Origin of the sequence: Nocardioides litoris, assembly GCF_006346315.1 — a bacterium.
In the GTDB taxonomy this organism is placed as follows: domain Bacteria; phylum Actinomycetota; class Actinomycetes; order Propionibacteriales; family Nocardioidaceae; genus Nocardioides; species Nocardioides litoris.
Genome location: NZ_VDMR01000006.1, coordinates 1 through 23614, shown reverse-complemented (window position 1 = coordinate 23614; position 23614 = coordinate 1). Strand labels below are relative to the sequence as shown.

Sequence of the window (23614 nt, the reverse complement as noted above, 5' to 3'; positions counted from 1 at the left end):
ACGCGGACGACGCCGGGAGGCCTTCAGGCCTCCGGGTCGACGGCGAACAGCTCGAGCCGGGAGCAGCCGGTGCAGCGGTAGGCCAGCACCGGGACGCCGCGGCCCAGGCCGCGACCCTTGGCGTTGCCGAGGAGGCCGCGCTGGAACCGGCCGGCCAGCCAGCGCACCCGTCCGCTCACCGTGTCGTCGACGAACCCCGGCGTGAAGGACGTGCTGCCGCAGCGCGGACAGGGGTAGGCGTCGGGCAGGCGCGCCGGGGGCCGGTCAGAGGACACCACGCTCACGTTCCTCCCGGCTCGGGCGGTCCTCGCGCCCCGGCGCAGGTCCGGGGTCGGCGAACATCTCGAGACGCGAGCAGGCCACGCAGCGGTGGGCACGCACACGCAGCCCCGCCTGGTCCTGCATGCCGAGCAGGCGCCGCTGGACCCGCTCCGGGACCCAACGCACGTCGGGCATCCGCACGTGGTCGACCCACCCGTGCTCGAACTCGCCGCCGCCGCAGCCGGGGCAGGTCGTCGGACCGGCGGGACCGGCGCTCACGTTCCGGCCAGGGCGGCGGGGAGGGTGGCGGTCCAGACCGAGCGCAGCTCGAGCAGGTTGATCTCGAACAGGTCACCGACGGCGAGCACGTCGCCCCCGGTGGCGCCGACCTCGACCAGCGGTACGCCGTGCCGCCCGGCCAGCTCGCCGAGGTGGACCGCGTCGCCGTCGGCCACGCTGACCAGCACCCGGCCGGTGGACTCGGAGAACAGCGCGACGAAGGGGTCGGCGTGGACGCCGTCGAGCGAGACGCGCACGCCGCACATCTCGCGCAGGGCGCACTCGACGAGGGCCTGCGCGAGCCCGCCCTCGGACAGGTCGTGGGCCGAGGCCAGCAGCCCGGCGCCGTCGGCCAGCAGCCGCGCGAGCCGCTGCTCGGCCTCGAGGTCAAGCGCGGGCGGCAGGCCGCCGAGGTGGCCGTGCACGACGTGGGCCCACTCCGAGCCGCTCAGCTCCTCGCGGGTCTCGCCGAGCAGGAAGACCCGGTGCCCGGGGGCGTCGCCCTCGACCGAGGGCCAGGCCGACGGCGTACGACGGGTGACGTCGTCGATCACGCCCAGCACGGCCACGACGGGGGTGGGCAGGATCGCGGTCTCGCCGGTCTGGTTGTAGAGCGAGACGTTGCCGCCGGTGACCGGGATGCCGAGCTCGAGGCAGCCGTCCTTGAGGCCGCGGCAGGCCTCGGCGAACTGCCACATCACGTCGGGGTCCTCGGGCGAGCCGAAGTTGAGGCAGTCGCTGACCGCGAGCGGCCGGGCGCCGCCGGTGGCGACGTTGCGGAACGACTCGGCCAGCGCGAGCCGCGCGCCGGCGTACGGGTCGAGCTTGGCGAAGCGGCCGTTGCAGTCGGTGGAGACCGAGACGCCGAGGTTGGTGGTCTCGTCGACCCGCACCATGCCGCTGTCGCTGGGCTGGGCGAGCACGGTGCCGCCGCGGACGTAGCGGTCGTACTGGTCGGTGATCCAGGACTTGTCGCACAGGTTGGGGCTGGCCGCGAGCCGCAGCAGGGTCTCGCGCAGCTCCTCGCCGGACGCCGGGCGGGCCAGCGACTCGGCGCCGTCGGCCTGCAGGTCGTCCTGCCAGGACGGGCGCGCGAACGGGCGCTGGTAGGTCGGACCGTCGTGCGCGACCGAGCGCGGCGGCACGTCGACGACGCGCTGGCCGTGCCAGTCGATCTCGAGGCGACCGGTGTCGGTGACCTCGCCGACCACGACGGCCTCGACGTCCCACCGGGCGCAGATCTCGAGGAACCGGTCGACGTCGGCGGGCTCGACGACCGCCATCATCCGCTCCTGGCTCTCGCTCATGAGGATCTCCTCGGGCGCGAGCGTGGAGTCGCGCAGCGGCACCCGGTCGAGCTCGACGTGCATGCCGCCGTCGCCGGCCGAGGCCAGCTCCGAGGTGGCGCACGACAGGCCCGCCCCGCCGAGGTCCTGGATGCCGGCGACGACGCCGGCGGCGAAGAGCTCGAGGGTGCACTCGATGAGCAGCTTCTCCATGAACGGGTCGCCGACCTGCACGCTCGGCCGCTTGGCCGGACCGGTCTCGTCGAAGGTCTCCGAGGCGAGCACGGACACGCCGCCGATGCCGTCGCCGCCGGTGCGGGCGCCGTACAGGACGACCTGGTTGCCGACGCCGGAGGCCTTGGCCAGGTGCAGGTCCTCGTGGCGGAGCACGCCGACGCACAGGGCGTTGACGAGCGGGTTGCCGAGGTAGGTGGCGTCGAAGACGGCCTCGCCGCCGATGTTGGGCAGGCCCAGGCAGTTGCCGTAGCCGCCGACGCCGGCCACGATCCCGGGCAGCACGCGCGCGGTGTCGGGGGCGTCGAGGGGGCCGAAGCGCAGCGGGTCCATGACCGCGACCGGGCGGGCGCCCATGGCCAGGATGTCGCGGACGATGCCGCCGACGCCGGTGGCCGCGCCCTGGTAGGGCTCGACGAAGCTCGGGTGGTTGTGGCTCTCGACCTTGAAGGTCACCGCGTAGCCCTGGCCGATGTCGATGACGCCGGCGTTCTCGCCGATGCCGGCCAGCATCGCGCCGACGGGCGTCTCCTGCGGGATCTCGCCGAACTGCTTGAGGTGCACCTTGGTCGACTTGTAGGAGCAGTGCTCGCTCCACATGACCGAGTACATCGCCAGCTCGCTGCTGGTGGGGCGCCGACCGAGGATCTCGCGGATCTGCTGGTACTCGTCGGGCTTCAGGCCGAGGTCGGCCCAGGGCTGCTCGCGGCCGGGGTCCTCGGTCGCGACGGCGACGGTGTCGAGGGCACTGGTGGAGCTGGCGGACGAGGGAGAGGAGGCCTCAGGCACGCCCCGGAATCTACCGCCCGGGCCGGGCGGTCCCTCAGCCGCGTACGACGAGGCCGTCGGCGACGACCTCGAGGAGCGGGCGCACCTGGTCGGGCCCGAGCTCGGAGGTGTCGGCGACGGTGGCGACCCCGCCGACGAGGCGGCAGACCTGGACGGCGTCGACGTCGGTGCGGACCGCGCCGCGCTCGGCGAGCAGGCCGATCACGCGCGCGGCCGCGCCGGAGAGGACCTGGCACTTGGTGCGGATCGGCGACTCCTCGTCACCCATGGCGCAGGTGATCTTGGCGGCGCCGCCCTTGTGGAGGGTGATCAGCTCGACGTACGTCTCGAACCAGCGCAGCAGCAGGTCGCGGTCGGAGCCCTCGAAGGCGAGCACCTTGTCGGTCGCCTCGGTCACCCGGTCGACCCAGCTCTGCATGATCGCGTCGACCAGCACCTCGCGGGAGGGGAAGTGCCGGTAGAGCGTGCCGGCCCCGACGCCGGCGCGCTTGGCGACCAGGTCGAGCGAGGCGTCGTACCCCTGCTCGCGGAAGACCTCACGGGCGACCTCGACGATGCGGTCGCGGTTGCGCTGGGCGTCGGCGCGCACGGGGTCCCTCCTCGGGGCTTGCTAAACGGAGACAGTCTCCGTATCGTTCCGGAAAGCGGAGAACGTCTCCACTCTACGTCCACCTGGGCCGGAACTCGACCCCGCCAGACAAAGGACTCCCATGTCACACCAGACGCTGACGCCTGCCCAGCCGCAGGCCCCCACCGAGCTGCCGCCGAACGCCGGCCGCGCCGCCGCCGGCATCGCGCTCGTGCTCGTCGCCCAGCTCATGCTCGTCCTCGACGCGACCGTCGTGAACGTCGCGCTCCCCCACATCGACGCCGACCTCTCCTTCGGGCCCGCCGGCCTGTCCTGGGTGCTCAACGCCTACACGCTCGCCTTCGGCGGCCTCCTCCTGCTCGGGGGCCGGCTGGGCGACGTGCTCGGCCGCCGCCGGATGTTCGAGGTCGGCCTCGCCGTGTTCACCCTCGCCTCGCTCGTCGGCGGCCTCGCCCAGTCGGCCGAGGTGCTCGTCGGCGCCCGCGCCCTGCAGGGCGTCGGCGCGGCCATGGCCGCGCCCGGCGTGCTCGCGCTGCTCACCACCAGCGCCCCCGACGCCGCGGCCCGCAACCGCGCCCTGGCGCTCTTCGGTGCCGTCTCCTCCGGGGGCATGTCCATCGGCCTGCTCCTCGGCGGCGCGCTGACCGACCTCGGGTCGTGGCGCTGGACGATGGTCATCAACGTGCCCATCGGCCTCGTCGTCCTCGCCCTGACCCGTCGGGTGCTCGACGAGACGCCGCGCCGCCCCGGCCGCTTCGACGTCGTGGGCGCCCTGGCCGCCACCGGCGGTGCGGTCGCGGTCGTGTGGTCGCTCATCGGCGCCCCCGACCACGGCTGGACCTCGCCGCGCACCCTGGGTGGACTCGTCGTCGGCGCGCTGCTCGTCGCCCTGCTCGCCCGCACCGAGCGCCGCGTCGCCCACCCGATGCTCCGCCCCGAGCTGCTGCGCAGCCCCCGCCGCGTCGGCGGGCTCGCCGCGATCGCCCTGGTCGTCGGCGGGCAGCTGTCGATGTTCTTCCTCGCCGTGCAGCTCATCGAGGGCGAGCTCGGCTTCGGCCCGATGGCCACCGGCCTGGCCTTCCTGCCCCTCACCCTGGGCATCTTCGGGATGTCCCGCGTGACCCCGCGCCTGCTCGGCCTCGTCGGCCCGACCCGGATGATCATGGCCGGCGCGCTCGGCCTGTCGGCCAGCTTCGTCTGGCTCTCGGCGTACGGCGCGGGCGACGGCTACCTCGCCGCGGTGCTGGGCCCGATGCTGCTCAACGGCCTCTCGGCCGGCCTGGCCTTCATGCCGATCACCACCCTGGTGCTCAGCGACGTCGAGCCCGAGCACGCCGGGTCCGCCTCCGGCCTGCTGCAGACCTTCCAGCAGCTCGGCGGCGCCATCGGCCTGGCCGTGATCGTCTCGGTGTACGCCGCGGGCGCGGTGCCCGGGGAGTTCCTGCCGGGCGCGCGGGCGGCGTTCCTCACCTCGGCCACGTTCGCCGCGCTCGCCCTGGTCGTCGGCGTGGTGCTGCACCGCCAGGGTCGACGGGCGGCCGAGGAGCCGGCCGCGTCCGAGCCCGCGGCAGCCTGACGGGGCTCAGGCCGGCCCAGCCGGCTCAGGCCGGCTCGGGCAGCCGCCGCTGCCACAGCTCGCCGGTCCACCACCAGTGGCCGTCGGCGCTGACCAGCGGCGGCCCGCCCGGGCACGGGTCGGCGCGGAACGCCTCGGCCCAGCCGAGGGCGGCGGGCTCGGTCCAGCCCGGGTCGGGGCGTGCCGCAGGGGTGTCGTGGGGGGAAGGGTCGCTCACGGTGGCCTCCTCGGCCGGGTCGGGACGACCACGGTGCGCCCGCCCCGGCCCGGGCGTCCCGCAAACCGCGGAGGACCACCCGTCCGGCCGCCGGGCCTGGCCCGTTCGGGTCACCCCCGAGCCAGGTTTCGCGCGGGGCGCGGAGCGATAGGTTCCCGCGCATGGCCACCTACTGCGGGCACTGCGGCGCGGCCAACGAGGGCGGCGCGTTCTGCGTCGCCTGCGGGCGCGCCCTCGCGGCGGCACCCGACCCCGCGTCCACCCAGCCCGGCGCCCCCACGCCCACCCAGCAGCTTCCGGCGCAGCCCGGCGCGTCGTACGACGACGGCGGGAGCGAGTCGCCCGAGCGCACGGTGATCCGCAAGCCGAGCACCCAGCCCCCGCCGCCCTCGTCGGCGCAGGCGTGGAACCCACCGCCGCCCCCGAGCCCGGCGCCGGCGTACAGCCAGCCGGGCTGGTCCCCGCAGCCCCCGCCGCCGCAGGGCCCACCGCAGGGCCCGCCACAGGGCCCGCCGCAGGGCCCGCCGCAGCAGGACTGGCAGCAGCAGTGGGGCCAGCCCGCACCGCAGCAGCCCCGGACCAACCCGTTCCACACGTGGCCGGTCTCCGACTACGTGCGCGACGCCGTGGCCGCGCTCGTGCTGCTGTGCACGCTCGGCATGCCGTGGGACCTCAACAGCGAGGCGGGGTTCTCCCTCGACGTGTTCAACCACGCCGGCGAGCGCTTCTGGGTCGTCATCGCCGCGCTGCTCTCGATCGCCTCCCTGGCCGTGCCCTACCTGGCCAAGGCAGGTGTCGTCGGCGGCTGGGGCCCGACGCACGTCCGGCTGCTCAAGCTGGGTCTGAACGCGCCCCTGCTCCTCAGCGTCCTGGTGGCCGTCGTCCTCGAGCTCGTCCACGTCGCCGACGACCTGGAGGGCGGGCTCGGCAGCGGTGTCGCGGCCGCCCTGGCCGGCGTGGCCCTGGCCGTGCAGCCGCGCCAGGCCGAGGAGGAGCCACAGCACGCCGACGACCGTCTGTGGAACGCGGTCGCCCGCAGCCTGTACGCCGCCACCGTCGGCCTGACCCTGCTGCTCGCGATCGGCTGGCTGGCCCACGGCGCGGTCAGCGACGAGGTCGACGTCTTCGACCCGTTCACCGTCTTCCTGGCCACCGTGGTGGTGCTGCCGCTGACGGCCCTGGCGATGGTCGGCTACCCCGTCTTCCAGCTGCTGGCCGGCGCGCGCACGGCCGGCTGGCGCCGGGTGCTCGCGACCACCGGGGCCACCGTGGTCGTCGTCGCCCTGCTCGCCCTGGCCTCCGACCACGCCGGACTCTTCTTCTGGCCCGAGGTCGAGAAGTGGAACGGCTACGCGCTGCGCGGCGTCCCGACCGGGGGGATCCTGCTCCTCGGTGCTGCGGCGGCGATGGCGGTCTCGCGTGCCCAGCAGCGTGCGACGCAGGCCCCCGACGCCCTCACCGACTGGGGCGGCACGGTCGCGGCCGCCCTCCAGGTCTCGGCCCTGGGGTCGGGCCTGACCGCGCTCGCGGTCGTGCTGTTCACCGTCGAGGCCGACGGCAAGGGGGCACCGATCACGGTGGCCGTGCTGCTGCTCCTCGCCGCCGGTGCGGCCGGCTTCGGCCTGACCCTGGTCCGCGACCTCCGCACGAACCGCGTGCTGCTGCTCGGACTGCTCGGCGGCATCGTCGTGGTCGGGTTCGTGGTGCTCGGCGTCGCCAACAGCGACGACTCGCTCGCCGCCTTCAACACCGGGTACGCCGCCGCCGCCTACCTCGCGCTGCCCGGCCTGGCGGCGTACGCCCTGCTCGCCCCGCCCGAGGTGCGCCGCACGCTGGGCCCGCTCGTGCAGGGCCGTCCCCAGCAGCCGCAGCAGCCCTACGGCCAGGCCCCGCAGCCGCCCCAGCAGGGCTGGCCCCAGCCCCCGCAGCCGCCCCAGGGCGGCTACCAGCAGCCCCCGCCGCCGGGGGGCGGCTGGGGCCCGCCGCCGGGCTGAGCGGGGCCCGTCGAACTACACCGATGTAGTTACAGGTGAACCCTGTGACTGGTGTGACTTCTGAGGTTAGGGTGCGGACGACCGACGGACGCCGCCCTTCCCCTGGAGATCCGCCATGCCCCCGGCCCTGCCCCCCACCCGCCCCCGCACCTCGCTCCGACGCCGCCTCGCGCGGTCGTCGGCGATCGGGCTCACCGCGCTGACGACCCTGGCCGCCGGGGCCCTGGTCACCGGGGTCGGGTCGCCGGCCGGCGCGACGCTCGCCGCGGCGACGACGACCACCACGGCCGCGTCGAGCACCGCCTCGACCGCGACCGTCCCGGCCGCCAGGCGCACCACGCCCCTGCCGCCCACGCCGGGCGACTTCCAGGGCCTCGGCTTCGACCAGTGCCTCACGCCGAGCCAGGCCGCGATGGACCGCTGGCTGGTCTCCTCGCCGTTCCTGGCCGTCGGCATCTACATCTCCGGCGACTCGCGGGCCTGCCGCAGCCAGCCCAACCTCACCCCGACCTGGGTCCGCAACCAGATCAGCAAGGGCTGGAAGCTGCTCCCGATCACCCTCGGTCCGCAGGCCTCCTGCCAGCCCCGCTTCCCGCGGTACGCCGACGACTTCCGGATCAGCCCGGTCCGGGGTGCGGCCGGCCGCTACCCAAAGGCCCGGGCCATGGGCCGCGCGTCAGGCACCGAGACCGTGGCCGACGCCCAGGCGCTCGGCATCTCCCCCGGCAGCACCCTCTGGTACGACCTCGAGGGCTTCGACCACACCAACACCGCGTGCCGCGAGTCGGCCCTGGCCTTCATCTCGGCCTGGGTGACCACGGTCAAGAAGCTCGGCTACGTCACGGGCGTCTACTCCAGCGCGAGCTCCGGCATCAAGGCGATGGACGACGTGCGGCGCACCCGGCCGGGCGCCTACGTCCTGCCCCAGCGCATCTGGCTGGCCCGCTGGGACGGCGTGGCCAACACCTCGACCTCTTACATCACCGAGTCCGGCTGGCGGCCCGGTGGCCGCGTGAAGCAGTACCGCGGCGGCCACGACGAGGTGTGGGGCGGCGTCCGCATCAACATCGACTCCAACTTCCTCGACCTCGGCCGCGGGCTCTACGCGCCGCCGGAGACGCGGTGCGGCGGGGTCAAGGTCGACTTCCTGCAGTACGGCACCCTCGAGCCGCCGCGCGCCGGCTACACCGCCAACGCCGAGCGCGTCTCGGCGCTGAAGTGCCTGCTCAAGGAGCAGGGTCGCTTCACCGGCGGCATCGACGGCGCCTACGGTCCCGGCCTCGTCGAGGCGGTCCGGGCGTGGAAGGCCGCGTCCGGCCGGCCGGTGGACAGCCGCTGGTTCCGCCGCGACTGGATGATGCTGCTCGCCGCGGGCTCGCAACCGGTCCTCAAGCGCGGGTCCGCCGGGCCCTACGGCCCCTACGTCCGCCGGGTCCAGCGGGCGATCAACGCCGGCAACGTCGGCGTCAAGGTCAACGTCGACGGCACCTTCGACCCGCTCATGACCGACGCCGTCGCCCGCTACCAGCGACGCGTCGGGTTGCCCGCCACCGGCATCGTCGACCCGGCCACCTGGGGCCGGCTGCGCAGCGGCACCCGCTGACGACCCCGCTGACCACCCCGCTGACCGGCACCCGACGGACGCAGCCGTGACCGGCACCGATCCCGCCGAGGTGGCGGCCACCTGGGCCCGCGCCGGGGTGGGGTGGGTGCGCGAGGCGGCGCTGTTCGACGCGACCTTCGCGCCGCTGACCCGCGCCCTGGTCGCCGCGGCCGACCTGCAGCCGGGGGTGCGCCTGCTCGACGTCGGGTGCGGCAGCGGCACGCTGCTGGCCGCCGCGGCCGAGGCCGGCGCCGAGCCGGTGGGCGTCGACGTCTCGCCCGCGATGGTCGAGGCGGCGCGGCGCCGGGTGCCCTCGGCGACGGTCGTGCTGGCCGACGCGCAGCGGGCCGACCTCGACGCCGAGGCCCCCGGGGCGCCGTACGACCGGGTGGTCTCGCGGTTCGGCGTGATGTTCTTCGACGACCCCACCGCGGCCTTCGCCCGCATCCACGCGGCGTGCGCGCCCGGCGGGAGGCTGGCCTTCGTGTGCTGGCGCCGCCGCGGGGAGAACCCGTCGTTCGCGCTCGGCCAGGGCGCCTTGTACCGCGCCCTCGGCGAGGAGCCCGACACCGCGGACTCGCCGGCCCCCGGCCCGATGGCGTTCGCCGACCCCGACCGCGTGCGGACGGTGCTCGGCGCCGCCGGCTGGCGCGACGTACGACCGGAGCCGCTGGACACCGTCCTCGACTACTCCTTCGACGGCTCCGACGGCGTCGAGCACCGCACCGCGCTGGTGCTGGCCACGAGCACCGGTGCGCGGGCCCACGACACCGTGCTCCCCCGGCTCGGCGAGGACGGGTGGCGGCGGGTGGTCGCCGAGGTCCGCACCGAGGTGCGCGCCGGCGTGGTCGACGGTGCGCTGCGGCTCCCGGCCGCCTGCTGGCTGGTCACCGCCACCGCCTGAGCACTGCGGCCCGGGGGGCGCGGCGCCCGCGCGGGTGGCGCGCGCGCCGGGCCGCCCCGGTTGGGTCGGAGGATGAACGACGACGAGCACGTCCCCCACCCCCTCGTGCGGCTGCTCGGCAAGCCGACGGACGAGCTCACCTGCGACGACCTCGTCGAGGCCGTACGACGCCTCGGCCTGCGCCAGGTCAACCTGCGCTACGTCGGCGGCGACGGACGGCTCAAGACGCTCGCGTTCGTGCCGTCCTCGCGCGAGCACCTGGTCGAGGTGCTGACCCACGGCGAGCGGGTCGACGGCTCGAGCGTGTTCGAGGGCACCGCGACCGAGGACAGCGACGCCTACATCGTGCCCCGCTACCGCACGGCGTTCGTCAACCCCTTCGGCGAGGAGCCCTCGCTCGACCTGCTCTGCTCCTTCTACGACCGCGACGGCCGTCCGCTGGCCCACGCCCGCGAGCAGCTGGTGCGGCGCGCCGCGGAGGCGCTCACCGCGGAGACCGGGCTGGTGCTGGAGGCGTTCGGCGAGCTGGAGTACTACCTGGTCGGCGACCCCGACCCGCTGCACCCGGTGGAGGCCGAGCGCGGCTACCAGGAGTCGCCGCCGTTCTCGAAGGGGCAGGCGGTGCGCGAGCAGGCGCTGCACCACCTGGCCGCGATGGGCGTCGAGGTCAAGTACGGCCACGGCGAGGTCGGCAACGTGCTGGAGGCCGAGCGGCAGCTGGTGCAGCACGAGATCGAGCTGCGGCCGGTGCCGGTCGAGCAGGCCGCCGACGCCCTCGTGCTGGCCAAGTGGGTCGTCCGCGAGGTCGCGCACGCCCACGGCCTGGAGGTGACCTTCGCGCCGTCGATCGGGGTCGACGGCGCCGGCAACGGCCTGCACGTGCACACCCGGCTCGTGCGGGAGGGCAGCAACGTCCTCGTCGACGACGACGGCGCGCTCACCGAGACCGCCCTGCGCCTGGTCGCGGGCTACCTCGGGGCCGCGCCCGCGCTGACCGCGCTGGGCTGCACCGTGCCGACCTCCTACCTCCGCTTCGCCGACGGCGAGGAGTCCCCCGAGCTGATCTGCTGGGGCGAGACCGACCGCACCGGGCTCGTCCGGGTGCCGCTGGCCTGGGCCGGCGACGTGCTCGCGCCGATGCAGGAGCACGCCAACGGCGACCGGCGCCCCGACGTACCGGCCGTGGCACCGCACCCGCAGACCGTCGAGCTGCGCCTCGGCGACGGGTCGGCCGACGTGCACCTGCTGCTGGCGGGGCTCGCCGTCGCGGCCCGCCGCGGCCTGCGCGCGCTCGACGGCGCGGCCGAGGCCGAGCGGCTCCGGGCCGACCGGGTGGGCGAGGACGCCGCGACCCTGCCGTCCTCGGTGCGCCGCTCGGCGGCCGCGCTGGAGGACGCGCGGGCGTGGTTCGAGGAGGACGGCGTCTTCCCGCCCGCAGTGCTCGACGCCGTCATCACCCGCCTGCGCGAGCTCGGGGAGCGGGTGTCGATGAAGAAGCTCGCCAAGGACGACAAGCGTCGCGCCGACCTGGTCCGCGAGTTCTGGTACGTCGGCTAGCCGGGCCGGGCGCCCGGGTCAGCCCCCGACCGGCGGGCCGACGAGCAGCGCGAGACCGGTGAGCACGGCGACGGCCGCGAGCGCGGTGAGCAGGCCGCGCAGGGGGTTGCGGAGCAACCAGGCGACCGGGCGGTCCACCCCCCGCTCGGGGGCGGCCGTGGTCAAGCGCCACGGCCCGAAGGCACCGCGCCGCTCGACCACGACGTCGAAGACGACGGTGACGAACGGCGGCACCGCGGCCAGCAGGCCGAGCAGGCTGCGACGCAGCGTCCAGCGCTGGTCGACGGCGACGACGACGGTGGTCACGCAGTAGGCGACGAACACGACGCCGTGCAGCATGCCGCCGACCCGCACGCCGAGCTCGGTGGTCTCGGTGACGTACTTGAGGAACATGCCCGCCAGCAGCAGGGCCCAGGTGACTGCCTCGGCGACGGCGACGCCGCGGAACAGCCGCTGCGGGGTCACGCGAAGGCCGCGGCGGCCAGCGAGGTGAAGAAGCCGAGGCCGTCGGTGCCGGCGCCGGTGAGCTCCTCGACGGCGTGCTCGGGGTGGGGCATGAGCCCGACGACGTTGCCTCGCTCGTTGCTCACGCCCGCGATGTCGCGCATCGAGCCGTTGGGGTTGTCGCCGAGGTAGCGGGCCACGACCTGCCCCTCGCCCTCGAGCCGGTCGAGGGTCGCGGCGTCGGCGACGTACCCGCCCTCGCCGTTCTTGAGCACGATCGTCACCTCCTGGCCCTCGGCGTAGGAGGAGGTCCAGGGCGTGGAGGCGTTGTCGATGCGCAGCCGCTGGTCGCGGCAGACGAACTTGCGGTGGTCGTTGCGGATGAGCGCACCGGGCAGCAGGTGCGACTCGCAGAGGATCTGGAAGCCGTTGCAGATGCCGAGGACCGGCATGCCCCTGCCCGCGGCCTCGACGACCTCGGTCATCACGGGCGCGAAGCGCGAGATGGCCCCGCAGCGCAGGTAGTCGCCGTAGGAGAACCCGCCGGGCAGCACGACCGCGTCGACGCCGCGCAGGTCGTGGTCGCCGTGCCAGAGCGCGACCGCCTCGTGGCCGCCGAGCCGGACGGCGCGCTGGGCGTCGACGTCGTCGAGCGAGCCGGGGAAGGTGACGACGCCGACCTTCACGCGCGCACCTCCGGCTCCTCGGCCACGGCCTCGCCGACGTGGACGGTGAAGTCCTCGATGACCGGGTTGGACAGCAGGGTCTCGGCCATCTCGTGCACCCGCTGGAGCACCTCGTCGGTCACCTCGCCCTCGACCTCGAGCTCGAACCGCTTGCCTTGGCGGACGTCGAGGACGCCGCCGAACCCCAGGCGGGGCAGCGCGCCGAGCACCGCCTTCCCCTGCGGGTCGAGGATCTCGGGCTTGGGCATGACGTCGACGACGACCTTGGGCACGCCCCGATCCTAGGCCGTCGCCCTGCCTCACCCGCGCGGGCCTGGGGCCTGCGGACCCGCGCGGCACAATGGGTGCATGGCCATGACCTCGCCCACCGGTCGCCCGGGCCGTCCCGGGCTCAACCCGCTCCGCCTGGAGTTCCCGCAGTCGCTCGCGACGTACGACGACTACGCGGCCGCCCAGAAGACCGTCGACCACCTCTCCGACAACCACTTCCCGGTCGAGAACTGCATGATCGTCGGCACCGACCTCAAGCGCATCGAGCGCATCACCGGCCGCCTCACCACCGGTCGCGTCGCCGCCGGCGCCGCGGCCTCGGGCGCCTGGTTCGGCCTGCTCATCGGCCTGATCTTCGTGCTGTTCACCGACGAGAGCGCCCTGGCCACGATCCTGTCGACCGTCGTCTTCGGCGCCCTGTTCTTCGTCATCTGGGCGCTGCTGGGCTACGCGATGACCCGCGGCCAGCGCGACTTCCAGTCGGTCACCCAGGTCGTGGCCACCCGCTACGAGGTGCTCGTCGAGCACAAGGTCGCCGGTCAGGCGCGCGAGCTGCTCGCCGGGCTCCCCGGCGCGCTGCCCACCCCGTTCGACTGAGCGGGGCGGGGCGGCGGCAAGACCTCCGGTCAAGCGGAGAAACTGCCACTCCTGACGGGAAGCTCCCCACCAGGAGTGGGAGAACCTCCGGTTGACCGGAGATCCTGCCCGGAGCGGACCGGTGACTCAGCGCCGCCCGTCACGCGCCCGCTGGATGATCACGACCACCAGCGCGACGCCGAGCCCGGCCACGATCGGCCCGATCGTGGCCCAGGTCTTGCTGCCGGTCATCGAGGAGCCCTCGAGGTAGCCGAGGCCCTGTGCGGTCCACAGGGCCCCGACCGCCACGAGCAGGACGGCGAGGAGCAGTCCGACGGTGCGGGCGAGCACGGCCTCAGGAGAGCTCGCGCTTGAGGATCTTGCCGGTCGCGGTCATGGGCAGCTCGTCGACGATCTCGACGACGCGGGGGTACTTGTAGACCGCCATCTGCTCCTTGCCCCAGGCGACGAGCTCCTCCTCGGTGACCGAGGCGCCCTTCTCCAGGATGACCACGGCCTTGATCTCCTCGCCGTGGCTCTCGTGGGGAACGCCGATGACCGCGGCCAGCGAGACGGCCTCGTGGGTCATCAGCACCTCCTCGATCTCGCGCGGGTACACGTTGAAGCCACCGCGGATGATCATGTCCTTGGAGCGGTCGACGATGTAGTACCAGCCGTCGTCGTCGCGGCGGCCGAGGTCGCCGGAGCGGAACCAGTCGTCCTGGATGGACTCCTCGGTGGCCTCGGGGCGGTTGTAGTAGCCCTTCATGATGTTGTGGCCCTTGATCGCGATCTCGCCGACGACGTGGCCCTCGTCGTTGGTCTCGGTGGCCTCGTCCCAGCTGTCGGGAGCGAGCAGCTTCATCTCCACGCCCGGGACCGGGGTGCCGATGGAGCCGACCCGGACGCCCTGGCCGAGGCGGCTGAACGACGCCACCGGCGAGGTCTCCGACAGCCCGTAGCCCTCGAGGATCTCGACGCCGAAACGCTCCTGGAACTGCTTGTGCACCTCCACCGGCAGCGCCGAGCCGCCGGCCGCGGCGACGCGCACGGTCTCGGTGATCTTCTTGACGTCGACCCCGGACTCGTCGAGCGCACCGAGCAGGCCCCAGTACATCGTCGGGACGCCGGCGAAGAAGGTGACGCCCTCCTTCTCCATCAGCTTCAGCGCCGGGCCCGCCTCGAAGCGGGGCAGCATGACCACGGTGCCGCCGTAGGCGAAGCCGCCGTTCTGCACGACGGTCTGGCCGAAGGAGTGGAACAGCGGCAGGACGCACAGCAGCGTGTCGGGGTCGTCGGCGTCGGCGCCGAACAGCTCCTCGCCCAGCAGCGCGTTGTCGCGCATGTTGCGGTGGCGCAGCTCGGCGCCCTTGGGCTGGCCGGTGGTGCCGGAGGTGTAGAGGATGACGGCCGTGTCGTCCTCGTCGGTCGCGACCGCGTCGTACGACGGCGACTGGCCGTTCATGACCTGGCCGAGCGTCTCCGCGCCCTCGATCGGGCTCGCGGCGGCGGGGTCGGCGGTGATGACGACGAAGTGCTCGCAGCCCTCGGCCTGCTCGAACCCGGCGTGCCCCTCCTTGCCGATGGGCAGCTCGTCGGTGCCCTCGAAGCAGAAGTAGGCCTTCGCGTCGGAGTCGCCGAGGTGGTAGGCGACCTCGCGGGCCTTGAGCAGCACGTTGAGCGGGACGACGGTGCCGCCGGCCTTGAGGATGCCGTAGTAGACGATCGTGAAGTACGGGACGTTGGGGCAGCTGAGCGCGACCTTGTCCCCCTTCTGGATCCCCCGCTCGGTGAGCGCGCCCGCGACCATGGACGCGGCGGCGTCGACCTCGGCGTAGGTCAGCCGGCGGTCGCCGAACACGATCGCGGTGCGGTCGGCGTACGCGGAGGCACTGTCCTCGAGGAGGCTGGCGAGGTTGTAGTCGGTCACGCCGACAACCTACTCACGCGTTCGTGACGGACGCCACGCCTTCGGGGTGTGGTTCCGGGGCCCGGGACAGCGGACCAGGCCACCAGAAGCGACGCCCCAGCAGGGTCACCAGGGCCGGCACGAGCACGCTGCGCACCAGGAGGGTGTCGAGCAGCACGCCGAACCCGACGATGACACCGATCTGGGCGAGCACGACGACCGGCAGGACGCCGAGCACCGTGAAGACGGCCGCGAGCAGGATGCCCGCGCTGGTGATGACCCCGCCGGTCACGGCCAGCGCGACCGAGATGGCGCGGCGCGGGTCGGCGCCCTCCTGCTCGGCCTCCTCCTTGGCCCGGGTGGTGAGGAAGATGTTGTAGTCGACGCCGAGGGCCACCAGGAACAGGAACGACAGCAGCGGCACGCTCAGGTCGAGGGCGGGGAAGTCGAGCACCGTCGAGAAGGCCACCCAGCTCGCACCGAGGCTGGCGGCGTACGTCGCCACGACGGTCAGCACGAGCACCACCGCGGCCACGACCGACCGCAGCAGCACGAGGAGCACGAGCAGCACCACGGCCAGGATGAGCGGGACGACCAGGCGCTGGTCGCGGTCGGCGGCGTCGGCGGCGTCCAGCGACTGGGCGTCGGGTCCCCCGACGAGGGCCGTCGTGCCGGCGGCCTCGTCGGCGGTCGCGCGGACGTCGCGCACCACGTCGAAGGCGGCGTCCGAGGCGGGCTCGGTGGTGAGCACGAGCTCCAGGACCGCCTGGCCGCCGCCCCGGCCGCTGGGCTCCACGGCCTGGACGCCGTCGACCCCCTCCAGCGCCGTGCGCACGGCGCCGGCGCGGTCGGCCGGCACCACGACCGTCGTGGGCTGCGAGGTGCCGGCCGGGAAGTGCTCGGCGAGCACCTTCTGCCCGGTGACCGACTCGGGCTCGTCGATGAACTGCTCGGTGTCGGAGAGGCCGACCGCGGCGCCGAGCACCGGGAGGGTCAGCGCGGCCAGCAGGACGACGCTGCCGCTGGCGACGAGCACCGGGCGGGCGGTGACGCGGCGCGCGACGCCGGCCCACCAGCCGGTCCGGGTCGGGTCGGCGTCGCCCAGGCGCGGGATGAACGGCCAGAACAGCCGGCGCCCGAAGCAGGTCATGGCGGCGGGCAGCACGAGCAAGGCGTAGACGACGGCGGTGACGATGCCGATCGCGCCGCCGAACCCGATGTTGCGGCTGGTCGGGTTGTCGGCCAGGCCGAGGCAGAGCAGGGCGAGGACCACGGTGCCCGAGCTGGCGAGGATCGCGGGGGCCGCGCGGTCGACGGCGTGCCGCATGGCGTCGTACCGGTCCTCGGTGCGGCGCAGCTCCTCCCGGTAGCGGGCGATGAGGAGCAGGGCGTAGTTGGTGCCCGCGCCGAAGACGAGGACCGAGGTGATGCCGACCGAGGCACCGTCGGTGCTGAACGGCAGCAGGCGCGAGCCGATCGCCACCAGCTGGGCGGCGACCTGGTCGCCGACGGCCACCACGGTGAGCGGCACGAGCCACAGCCACGGGCTGCGGTAGGTGATGAGCAGCAGCAGCGCGACGACGGAGGCGGTCGCGAGGAGCAGGCGCACGTCGGCCCCGTCGAAGACCGAGGAGAGGTCGACGGCGAACGCCGGCCCGCCGGTGACGGCGGTCTCCAGGCCGTCGGGCAGCCCGGCGTCGGCGACCTGCGCGCGCAGGTCCTCCACAGCGGCGTTGCGCTCCTCCTCGGGGAGGTCGCCGCGCAGCGGGACGCCGACGAAGGCCGACTCGCCGTCGTCGGAGAACGCCGGGAAGACCTGCTGGCCCTCGGCGGCGGCCGGGCCCAGGCGGCGGACGAGGTCGGTCACGGCGGCACGGTCGGCCTCGGCCAGCGGCTGGCCGCCGCGGTCGAGGACGACCAGCGCGAGGGCGGTGTCGTCGGCCCCGATGCGCTCGACGGCCTCGGCCGCCTGGACCGACTGGGCGTCGGTGGGCAGGTTGGCCGCGGCGTTGTCGGTCTCCTCGGCCTCGACGCCCGCGCCGAGGAGGACGCCGGAGAAGAGGACGGCGACGAGGACGACCACCCAGCTCAGCCGACGGCCGACCAGGTGAGGGAACTTTCCACCGCTGAACATTTCCATGATCGAAAGAGTAGGGTGGAGGTGTGCCGGCCGACAACCCACCCCTCGAGGTGCCCGAGCAGCCGATGACCGAGCGGCGCGTCGTGCGCGCGCTGCGGCGCTACTCCACCGAGAGCGAGCTGTACGTCGCCGAGGCCAGCCGCGGGGGCGACATGCACCGCACCGACCTGCACGGCCTCGCCCTCGTCATGGACTGGGGGTTCGACGGGACCGCGGCCACCCCCGGTCGCATCGGCGCCGCCCTCGGCCTGAGCGCGCCCGCCACCTCGGCCCTCCTCGAGCGCCTCGAGAAGGCGGGCCACGTGGTCCGCGCCCCCGACCCGGCCGACCGGCGCCGCGTCGTGGTCACCGTGACCGAGCACGCGATGGCGGTCGGCGGCGGCATGTTCAGCGAGCTGGCCCGTCACCTGCGGCCCGTCCTCGACTCCCGCACACCGGAGGAGCTGGCTGCGATCGCGGCGTTCCTGGAGGAGGTCGGCGACGCCACCGTCGCCGCCCGCGAGGCCGTCCGCGCCACCTGACCCACCCACGGTGGCGGCTGAGGTGCGAGGAGCGCCAGCGACGAGCCTCGAAGCCTCCCGCAGCCGACGTACCCGACCGGTGCTGGCGCCGAGCCCCGGGCGGCCTCAGCGGCGGGCGAGGATCTTCGCGGCGCGGACCAGGTCGGAGCGGACGGCGCTGGGGGCGACCCGGTTGAGGGCGGCCGCGACGGGCCTGGCCAGGCCCGTGCCGGCGACGTGCATGACGACGCCGACGTCGCAGAACGACCCGACCGCCGTGAAGGTCAGGGTCAGCGTGGCGTCGAACCCCCGCCAGGTGCCGCGCTCGGACCAGCGGTGCGGCCGGTCGGCGTCGGTGAGCTCCATGCGGGGCCGCAGGCCCGGGAGCGTGACGTCGGTCCAGGTCTGGCCGACGACGCCGTCGGGCCCGCGCACGTCGGCGACGCCGCGCAGGCTCGACTGCCACTCGGGGCGGTTGGCCGGGTCGACGAGGTAGTCGTAGGCCTCCTCGCAGGAGACCTGGAAGCGGATGGGGGCGACCACGACTACCACCGCTCCCCGGTGAGCAGCTCGTAGGCCTCGACGTACCGGGCCCGCGTGCGGTCGACGACCTCGGGCGGCACCGGCGGCGGCGCCTCGCCGGAGGAGCGGTCCCAGCCGGACTCGGGCGAGAGGGCCCAGTTGCGCACGATCTGCTTGTCGTACGACGCCTGGGGGCGGCCGGGCGTCCAGTCGTCAGCCGGCCAGAACCGGGACGAGTCGGGCGTGAGCACCTCGTCGCCGAGGACCACGGTGCCGTCGCCCCGGCGTCCCATCTCGAGCTTGGTGTCGGCCAGCAGGATGCCGCGCTCGCGGGCCATCTCCTCGGCCCGGGCGTAGACCTGCAGGGTCAGGTCGCGCAGCACGGCGGCGGCCTCGGGGCCGACGGTGGCCTCGACGGCGGCGTAGGAGACGTTCTCGTCGTGGTTGCCGAGCTCGGCCTTGGTGGCCGGGGTGAAGACCGGCTCGGGCAGGCGGCTGCCGTCGACGAGGCCGGCCGGCAGGGCGATGCCGCAGACCTCGCCGGTGGCGGCGTAGTCGAGGAGGCCCGAGCCGGTGAGGTAGCCGCGGGCCACGCACTCGACCGGGAACATGTCGAGCCGCTCGCACACCACGGCGCGCCCGGCGACGGCGGACGGGACGTCGGTGGAGACGACGTGGCCGGGCACGAGGTCGGCGAGCCGGTCGAACCACCACAGCGACATCCGGGTCAGGATCTCGCCCTTGTCGGGGATGGTCGTGTCGAGCACGAAGTCGAAGATCGAGATGCGGTCGCTGGCCACCATGAGCAGGTGGCCGGCGTGCGGCCCGTCCTGCAGCTCGTAGAGGTCACGGACCTTGCCGGAGTGGAGGTGGGTCGCGCCCTCGAGCACCGGTGCCTCCGGGATGTTCAGCACCCTCCCGATCGTAGTGCGGCCCGCGCGGGCCACCGCCCTGGAGTCACCCCTTCGGGCTGCCGATGCTCCGGACGTGACGCAGCACCGTGCCGCGAGGCAGCGACCCCGGCGGCGATCCCGGCGATCCCGGCAGCCCTCCGGCCTTCTCGTCCGGCGCGCCCCGCGCGGCCGTCGGGCGGCGCCGCGACGCTCCGTCGGGCCGGCTGTGCCCCTGGCCCTGGTCGTCGCGCTGACCCTCGCCGCGGGCGCGACGACCCTCGGCGCCAGCCGCGGGGGCCTCAGCCCCGCTGCGGCCGAGGTGGCCGGCGACGTGGCGCCGCGCGTCGCGCCGGTGGTCGCGGCCGCCGCCCTCGTCCCCGGCACCGGTACGTCGCGGGCCGCCGACCGGCGCGCACCCGCTCCCCTGGGCCCGGTCGGCCCCTTGCTGGTGCCCGGGCCCGAGGAGTCGGTGACCGACGTGCCGGAGGAGGCGGCGGCCTCCTACCAGCTCGCCGAGGTGGTGCTCGGGGCCTCCCGGGTGGGCTGCGCCGTGCCGTGGACGGTGCTGGCCGCGATGGGCCGGGTCACCTCCGACCACGGGCTGGTCCGGCCCGGACGACCGACCGCTGGGCGGCTCCGCGACACCGACCGCGGCGCCGTCGACGGCAGCAGGCGGCGCGACCGCCCCGTGGGCCCGCTGCGGCTCCTGCCGCAGACCTGGGCCCGGGTGGCGGTCGACGCCGACGACGACGGCGTCCGCGACCCGCGCGACCTCGACGACGCCACCCTGGGCCTCGGCGTCCTGCTGTGCTCCCTCGAGCCCGCCCTGCGCGAGCCCGGCCGACGTCCCGGCGCCCTGGCCCGCGCGCTGCGGCAGGTGCGGCCGGAGGCGGCGTACGTGCGGACCGTGCTGCGGACCGCCCGCGGCTACCGCGCCGACGTCCGGGCGGGCGCGGCGGTGCCAACGGCTCCGGTGGTCGTCGAGCACCCGCCGCCGGAGCCGATCGAGGAGGACGCCCCCGACGAGGCCACGGGGCACGAGGGACCGCCACCGCAGGGCGACCGGAGGCGGGGCGACGCCGGGGCCCAGCCCATCAAAGCAAAGTAACCTAGTATGCATACATGCGACGTGGACCGCGTCCCGACTTCCTCATCATCGGCGCCCCCAAGGCCGGCACCACCGCGCTGCACGCCGCCCTGACCCAGCACCCCGACGCCTTCCTGACCCGGCCCAAGGAGCCGAAGTTCTGGCTGTGCGACGACGCCCCGCCGCCCCACTGGAGCGGCCCCGGCGACCGGCACTCCCAGCAGGAGTGGATCTGGCGCTCGCAGCAGTACGCCGCCCTGTTCGCCGAGGCCCGCGACGACCAGGTGCGGGGCGAGAGCACGCCGTTCTACCTGTGGAGCCGCGGCGCCCACCGCCGCATCGGAGAGGCCCTGCCGGACGTCCGGCTCATCGCCGTCGTGCGCGACCCCGTCGACCGCGCCTACAGCAACTGGATGCACCTGTGGTCCGACGGCCTGGAGCCGGAGCCGACGTTCCGCCGCGCCTTCGACCTGCAGGACGAGCGCGTGGCCCGCGGCTGGGCACCGTTCTGGCGCTACCGCGAGCTCGGGATGTACGGCGAGCAGCTCGAGCACCTGCTCCAGCACGTGCCCGCCGAGCAGGTCCTCGTCATGCGCTACCGCGACCTCGTCGACGAGCCCGGCGCCGCCGTCGACCGGGCCTGCCGGTTCCTCGGCATCCGCGAGGGCCTGGTCTCGCAGATCCCCCGCGACAACGCCCGCTCGTACGCCGAGCCCGGCTGGCGCACCCGCACCCTCGGCCCGGTCGTGCGCGCCGGGGCGGCCCTGGCCCAGTTCGTGCCCCCCGAGCACTGGCGGCGCGCCAGCGCGCCGCTGGTCGCCCGGCTGGGCAGCGGCGGGGCCCACCGGCCGCTCCTCGACCCCGACGAGCGGGCCGAGCTCATCAAGACCTACTCCGCCGACATCGCCCTGCTCTCCCGGCTGACCGGCGAGGACTTCCACGACTGGCTCTCCCCGGTCTCGCGGGGGTCGTTCGACCAGCGCGCGGCCCGCTGAGCGTGCCGGAGGTCAGCGCACGACGGTGACCAGGTCGTGCGCGCCGTCGGGGCGGGCGGCCTCGACGTAGAAGCGGGTGCGGCCGTCGGGCAGGGCCACGGCGGTCGCGTAGCGCCACGCGCCGTCGGAGTCGGGCGAGGAGATCGGTCCGACCGCCGGGTCGGGCACGAGCCGCTCGCCGTCCCACGTGGCCAGGCCGGTCGTCTCGTACCAGTTGGACGCCGCGTCCGGGCGCCCGTCGTACAGGGCCCGCAGCGGCTCGCCGGCGCGGGCCGGCAGCACGGCGGCGACCCGCGCGCCGCGCTCGTCCCAGGCGCCGGGACGGCCGGCGAGCACCTCGCCCCGGTCGGTCCAGACGAGCCCGTCGGGGCTGGTGAGGCGCCGGGTGGTCATCCGGTCCTCGTGCCCCGGGTCGGCGAGCGGGTGGCAGCACAGCCACATCTCCCAGGCCTCGAGCCCGCCCGCCCGGTCGGGGTGGTGGACGACGACGGGGTCCTTGACCGCCGTGTGCTCGTCACCGGGGAGCACGATATGGCGGGTGCCCCCGGGCAGGTCGGCGGGGGTGGCGGCGGTGAGGCTGTCGACCCACCAGTGCTTGGAGTCGTACGTCGCACACGACAGGTAGAGCCGCCACCCCACACCCGGCACCGGCACGAGCACCGGCCGCTCGAACGACTCGCAGCCGAACGCGTCGCGGTGCACCTCGGCGACCTGCTCGAAGCGGACCCCGTCGGTCGACGAGGCGACCACGACCGTGACCCCACGTCCCTCGGTCAACGGTCGTCGCGTGCGCCAGGTCAACCAGAAGGTGCCGTCGACCAGCACCGCGCTCGCGGCGCCGGACCAGTTGCCCGGTCCAGCGCCCGGGGCCGGCACGACGACCTCCGCACCGTCGGGGGTCGGCAGGGCCAGGGTGTCGAGCGTGGGCATGGGGGCATGTTAGTCGACCGAGAAGGTCGAGATTTCCCCTGGCGCCCGACGAGCCTCAGCAGCCGCAGGAGTAGAAGGTGACGTCCCAGTGGTTGCCCTCGTCGGCGTACACGTTGCCGCTGGCCGCCTGGTACTGCCGCGCGCCGTCGCTGCGGGTGCCGATGTAGGTGTAGGTGCCGGTCACCCAGCTGGTCAGGCACGAGGTGCGGGAGAAGTCGAGCTTGTAGCCGTTGTAGTGCGAGTAGGTGCCGCTCGCGTGCCCGACCTCGGTGCCCCCGGTGATGTTCAGGGCGCAGCCGCTGGCCCGCTTGAGCGTCACCGCGCCGTCGATCGAGGTCTGGCGCAGGCCGTCGAAGGAGGTGCAGGTCGAGTTGCTGCGCGTCGTGCAGCCGCCCGAGGAGCTCCAGGTGATGCCGGCGGCCCGGAGCTGCGACTCGGCGCTCGCCTGGGTCACCGCCGAGGCGGGACCGGCGACGGCCAGGGCGCCGACCAGGGCGAGCAGGAGGGCGACGAGCAGGGTCAGGGGGCGGGTCAGGATCGTCATGCGGCCAGCCGACCACGGGGGTCGGCGTCCCGGCATCGGGGAAGACCCTCGCGCCGGCCTCCCGGATCGGTTTGGCACCCTGTCGTCATGCCGGAGCCCGCAGAGGACGTCTATGCCCGCGTGGTCGAGGCCGTCGGCCCCGACGGCCACCTGCCCATGCCCGATTTCGGGGAGTGGGAGATCTTCCCCTGGACGGTGGTCGACGGCGCGGTCGTGCCACGCACCCTGCTGCCGCCGTCCGACGAGCCCGCCCGGTACGGCGAGGCGCCCGGCAAGCCCTGCGGCGCCTGCGAGCAGGGGTTCGACCCCGGGTCGTGTGGGAGGACGAGCACTGGGTGCTCACCCACGCCGGCCAGCCCTCCGGCCTGCCCCTCGTCGTCACCCTCAGCACCCGCGAGCACCTCGACATGGGCACCCTCGACGACGAGCTCGCCTCCCAGCTGGGCCGCATCACCAACCGGCTCGTCCGCATCATCGAGAACCTCCCCCACGTCGGCCGGGTGCACGTCAACCGCTGGGGCGACGGCGGCAGCCACTTCCACCTGTGGTTCTTCGCCCGCACCGCGCGGCTCACCCACGTCCTCGGCTCCCCCGCCGCCGAGTGGGACGGCATCCTGCCCCCCGGCCCCGACGACGTCTGGCGCGCCGACCTGCACACCGTCGCCACCAAGCTCGCCAACTGGGGCGGCACTCCGTCGATGGGTCGCTCCACCTGACGCCGCGCCGCCCCCGCGCACCACGCCCCACGCTGCCGCCGGCCAGGCAAGGCGCGGGGTCCGACGCGCTGCGCCAGGCTCCGCTCCGTGCGCCGTGTGGCCCGGTCGACCCG

Annotated in this window: 25 protein-coding genes; 10 read left to right on the top strand and 15 right to left on the bottom strand. The window is 74.7% G+C overall.

Annotated features, from left to right (window positions below):
• Positions 1-23 precede the first annotated feature (23 nt).
• Genes FJQ57_RS16740 through FJQ57_RS16725 form a run of 4 tightly spaced genes read right to left on the bottom strand, consistent with a single transcriptional unit; the run spans position 24 to position 3438 of the window.
• Entirely contained in the window at positions 24-278 is a 255-nt protein-coding gene (locus FJQ57_RS16740) for a hypothetical protein (RefSeq protein ID WP_211349026.1), read from the bottom strand.
• On the bottom strand, positions 265-540 hold the full coding sequence (locus FJQ57_RS16735) for a hypothetical protein (RefSeq protein ID WP_139982536.1): 276 nt from the start codon (positions 538-540) through the stop codon (positions 265-267). Before FJQ57_RS16735 ends, FJQ57_RS16740 begins: the two co-directional genes overlap by 14 nt.
• Positions 537-2849: a phosphoribosylformylglycinamidine synthase subunit PurL gene (gene purL, locus FJQ57_RS16730; protein ID WP_139982534.1), complete on the bottom strand. Its 2313-nt coding sequence runs from the start codon at positions 2847-2849 to the stop codon at positions 537-539. The genes FJQ57_RS16735 and purL overlap by 4 nt, the downstream gene beginning before the upstream one ends.
• 34 nt (positions 2850-2883) lie before the next feature.
• Positions 2884-3438 carry a TetR/AcrR family transcriptional regulator gene (locus FJQ57_RS16725; protein ID WP_139982532.1) on the bottom strand — a complete coding sequence of 185 codons (555 nt, stop codon included), beginning with the start codon at positions 3436-3438 and terminating at the stop codon, positions 2884-2886.
• Between the two features lie 121 nt (positions 3439-3559).
• On the opposite strand from FJQ57_RS16725, the gene FJQ57_RS16720 reads away from it, so the two are divergent.
• Entirely contained in the window at positions 3560-5014 is a 1455-nt protein-coding gene (locus tag FJQ57_RS16720; RefSeq protein WP_139982530.1) for an MFS transporter, read from the top strand.
• Between the two features lie 25 nt (positions 5015-5039).
• Here the strand turns inward: FJQ57_RS16720 and FJQ57_RS16715 are convergent, their stop codons facing one another.
• Complete coding sequence (locus tag FJQ57_RS16715) at positions 5040-5231, bottom strand: hypothetical protein (protein ID WP_139982528.1); 192 nt, start codon at positions 5229-5231, stop codon at positions 5040-5042.
• A gap of 161 nt (positions 5232-5392) precedes the next feature.
• Here FJQ57_RS16715 and FJQ57_RS16710 point away from each other — a divergent pair, with 161 nt between their 5' ends.
• From FJQ57_RS16710 to FJQ57_RS16695, 4 genes are all read left to right on the top strand, one after another.
• Positions 5393-7225 carry a DUF7937 domain-containing protein gene (locus tag FJQ57_RS16710; RefSeq protein WP_139982526.1) on the top strand — a complete coding sequence of 611 codons (1833 nt, stop codon included), beginning with the start codon at positions 5393-5395 and terminating at the stop codon, positions 7223-7225.
• A gap of 115 nt (positions 7226-7340) precedes the next feature.
• Positions 7341-8828 carry a glycoside hydrolase domain-containing protein gene (locus tag FJQ57_RS16705; protein WP_139982524.1) on the top strand — a complete coding sequence of 496 codons (1488 nt, stop codon included), beginning with the start codon at positions 7341-7343 and terminating at the stop codon, positions 8826-8828.
• Positions 8829-8874: 46 nt separating this feature from the next.
• Positions 8875-9732: a class I SAM-dependent methyltransferase gene (locus tag FJQ57_RS16700; protein ID WP_211349024.1), complete on the top strand. Its 858-nt coding sequence runs from the start codon at positions 8875-8877 to the stop codon at positions 9730-9732.
• A 72-nt stretch (positions 9733-9804) separates the two neighbouring features.
• Positions 9805-11289 carry a glutamine synthetase beta-grasp domain-containing protein gene (locus FJQ57_RS16695; protein WP_139982522.1) on the top strand — a complete coding sequence of 495 codons (1485 nt, stop codon included), beginning with the start codon at positions 9805-9807 and terminating at the stop codon, positions 11287-11289.
• Between the two features lie 18 nt (positions 11290-11307).
• Here FJQ57_RS16695 and FJQ57_RS16690 read toward each other — a convergent pair whose 3' ends face one another.
• Genes FJQ57_RS16690 through purS form a run of 3 tightly spaced genes read right to left on the bottom strand, consistent with a single transcriptional unit; the run spans position 11308 to position 12691 of the window.
• On the bottom strand, positions 11308-11754 hold the full coding sequence (locus tag FJQ57_RS16690) for a DUF3817 domain-containing protein (protein ID WP_139982520.1): 447 nt from the start codon (positions 11752-11754) through the stop codon (positions 11308-11310).
• Complete coding sequence (gene purQ, locus FJQ57_RS16685) at positions 11751-12419, bottom strand: phosphoribosylformylglycinamidine synthase subunit PurQ (protein WP_139982518.1); 669 nt, start codon at positions 12417-12419, stop codon at positions 11751-11753. Before purQ ends, FJQ57_RS16690 begins: the two co-directional genes overlap by 4 nt.
• Positions 12416-12691, bottom strand: a complete 276-nt coding sequence (gene purS / locus FJQ57_RS16680; protein WP_139982516.1) for a phosphoribosylformylglycinamidine synthase subunit PurS — start codon at positions 12689-12691, stop codon at positions 12416-12418. Before purS ends, purQ begins: the two co-directional genes overlap by 4 nt.
• A 76-nt stretch (positions 12692-12767) precedes the next feature.
• Here purS and FJQ57_RS16675 point away from each other — a divergent pair, with 76 nt between their 5' ends.
• Positions 12768-13286, top strand: a complete 519-nt coding sequence (locus tag FJQ57_RS16675; RefSeq protein WP_425465431.1) for a YflT domain-containing protein — start codon at positions 12768-12770, stop codon at positions 13284-13286.
• Between the two features lie 126 nt (positions 13287-13412).
• On the opposite strand, the gene FJQ57_RS16670 is transcribed toward FJQ57_RS16675, so the two are convergent.
• Genes FJQ57_RS16670 through FJQ57_RS16660 form a run of 3 tightly spaced genes read right to left on the bottom strand, consistent with a single transcriptional unit; the run spans position 13413 to position 17314 of the window.
• Complete coding sequence (locus FJQ57_RS16670; RefSeq protein WP_139982514.1) at positions 13413-13616, bottom strand: hypothetical protein; 204 nt, start codon at positions 13614-13616, stop codon at positions 13413-13415.
• A gap of 4 nt (positions 13617-13620) precedes the next feature.
• Positions 13621-15195, bottom strand: a complete 1575-nt coding sequence (locus FJQ57_RS16665) for a long-chain-fatty-acid--CoA ligase (RefSeq protein WP_139982512.1) — start codon at positions 15193-15195, stop codon at positions 13621-13623.
• Between the two features lie 13 nt (positions 15196-15208).
• A complete protein-coding gene (locus FJQ57_RS16660) occupies positions 15209-17314 on the bottom strand; it encodes an MMPL family transporter (RefSeq protein WP_211349021.1) in 2106 nt (701 codons plus the stop codon).
• Between the two features lie 23 nt (positions 17315-17337).
• On the opposite strand from FJQ57_RS16660, the gene FJQ57_RS16655 reads away from it, so the two are divergent.
• Positions 17338-17835, top strand: a complete 498-nt coding sequence (locus tag FJQ57_RS16655; protein WP_139982510.1) for a MarR family winged helix-turn-helix transcriptional regulator — start codon at positions 17338-17340, stop codon at positions 17833-17835.
• A gap of 105 nt (positions 17836-17940) precedes the next feature.
• Here the strand turns inward: FJQ57_RS16655 and FJQ57_RS16650 are convergent, their stop codons facing one another.
• Positions 17941-18357, bottom strand: coding sequence for an SRPBCC family protein (locus tag FJQ57_RS16650; protein WP_211349019.1), 417 nt, complete (start codon positions 18355-18357; stop codon positions 17941-17943).
• A gap of 2 nt (positions 18358-18359) precedes the next feature.
• The gene (locus tag FJQ57_RS16645) at positions 18360-19250 is read right to left on the bottom strand and encodes a phosphoribosylaminoimidazolesuccinocarboxamide synthase (RefSeq protein ID WP_170219479.1); all 891 of its coding nucleotides are present in this window, start codon (positions 19248-19250) and stop codon (positions 18360-18362) included.
• Positions 19251-19455: 205 nt separating this feature from the next.
• Here FJQ57_RS16645 and FJQ57_RS16640 point away from each other — a divergent pair, with 205 nt between their 5' ends.
• The gene (locus FJQ57_RS16640; RefSeq protein ID WP_139982506.1) at positions 19456-20337 is read left to right on the top strand and encodes a lysozyme family protein; all 882 of its coding nucleotides are present in this window, start codon (positions 19456-19458) and stop codon (positions 20335-20337) included.
• Positions 20338-20351: 14 nt separating this feature from the next.
• The gene (locus FJQ57_RS16635; RefSeq protein WP_139982504.1) at positions 20352-21311 is read left to right on the top strand and encodes a sulfotransferase family protein; all 960 of its coding nucleotides are present in this window, start codon (positions 20352-20354) and stop codon (positions 21309-21311) included.
• A 12-nt stretch (positions 21312-21323) separates the two neighbouring features.
• Here FJQ57_RS16635 and FJQ57_RS16630 read toward each other — a convergent pair whose 3' ends face one another.
• The gene (locus FJQ57_RS16630; protein WP_139982502.1) at positions 21324-22241 is read right to left on the bottom strand and encodes a hypothetical protein; all 918 of its coding nucleotides are present in this window, start codon (positions 22239-22241) and stop codon (positions 21324-21326) included.
• Between the two features lie 55 nt (positions 22242-22296).
• Complete coding sequence (locus FJQ57_RS16625; RefSeq protein WP_139982500.1) at positions 22297-22785, bottom strand: hypothetical protein; 489 nt, start codon at positions 22783-22785, stop codon at positions 22297-22299.
• A gap of 335 nt (positions 22786-23120) precedes the next feature.
• On the opposite strand from FJQ57_RS16625, the gene FJQ57_RS16620 reads away from it, so the two are divergent.
• Positions 23121-23501: a hypothetical protein gene (locus FJQ57_RS16620; RefSeq protein WP_139982498.1), complete on the top strand. Its 381-nt coding sequence runs from the start codon at positions 23121-23123 to the stop codon at positions 23499-23501.
• The last annotated feature ends 113 nt before the right edge of the window (positions 23502-23614 follow it).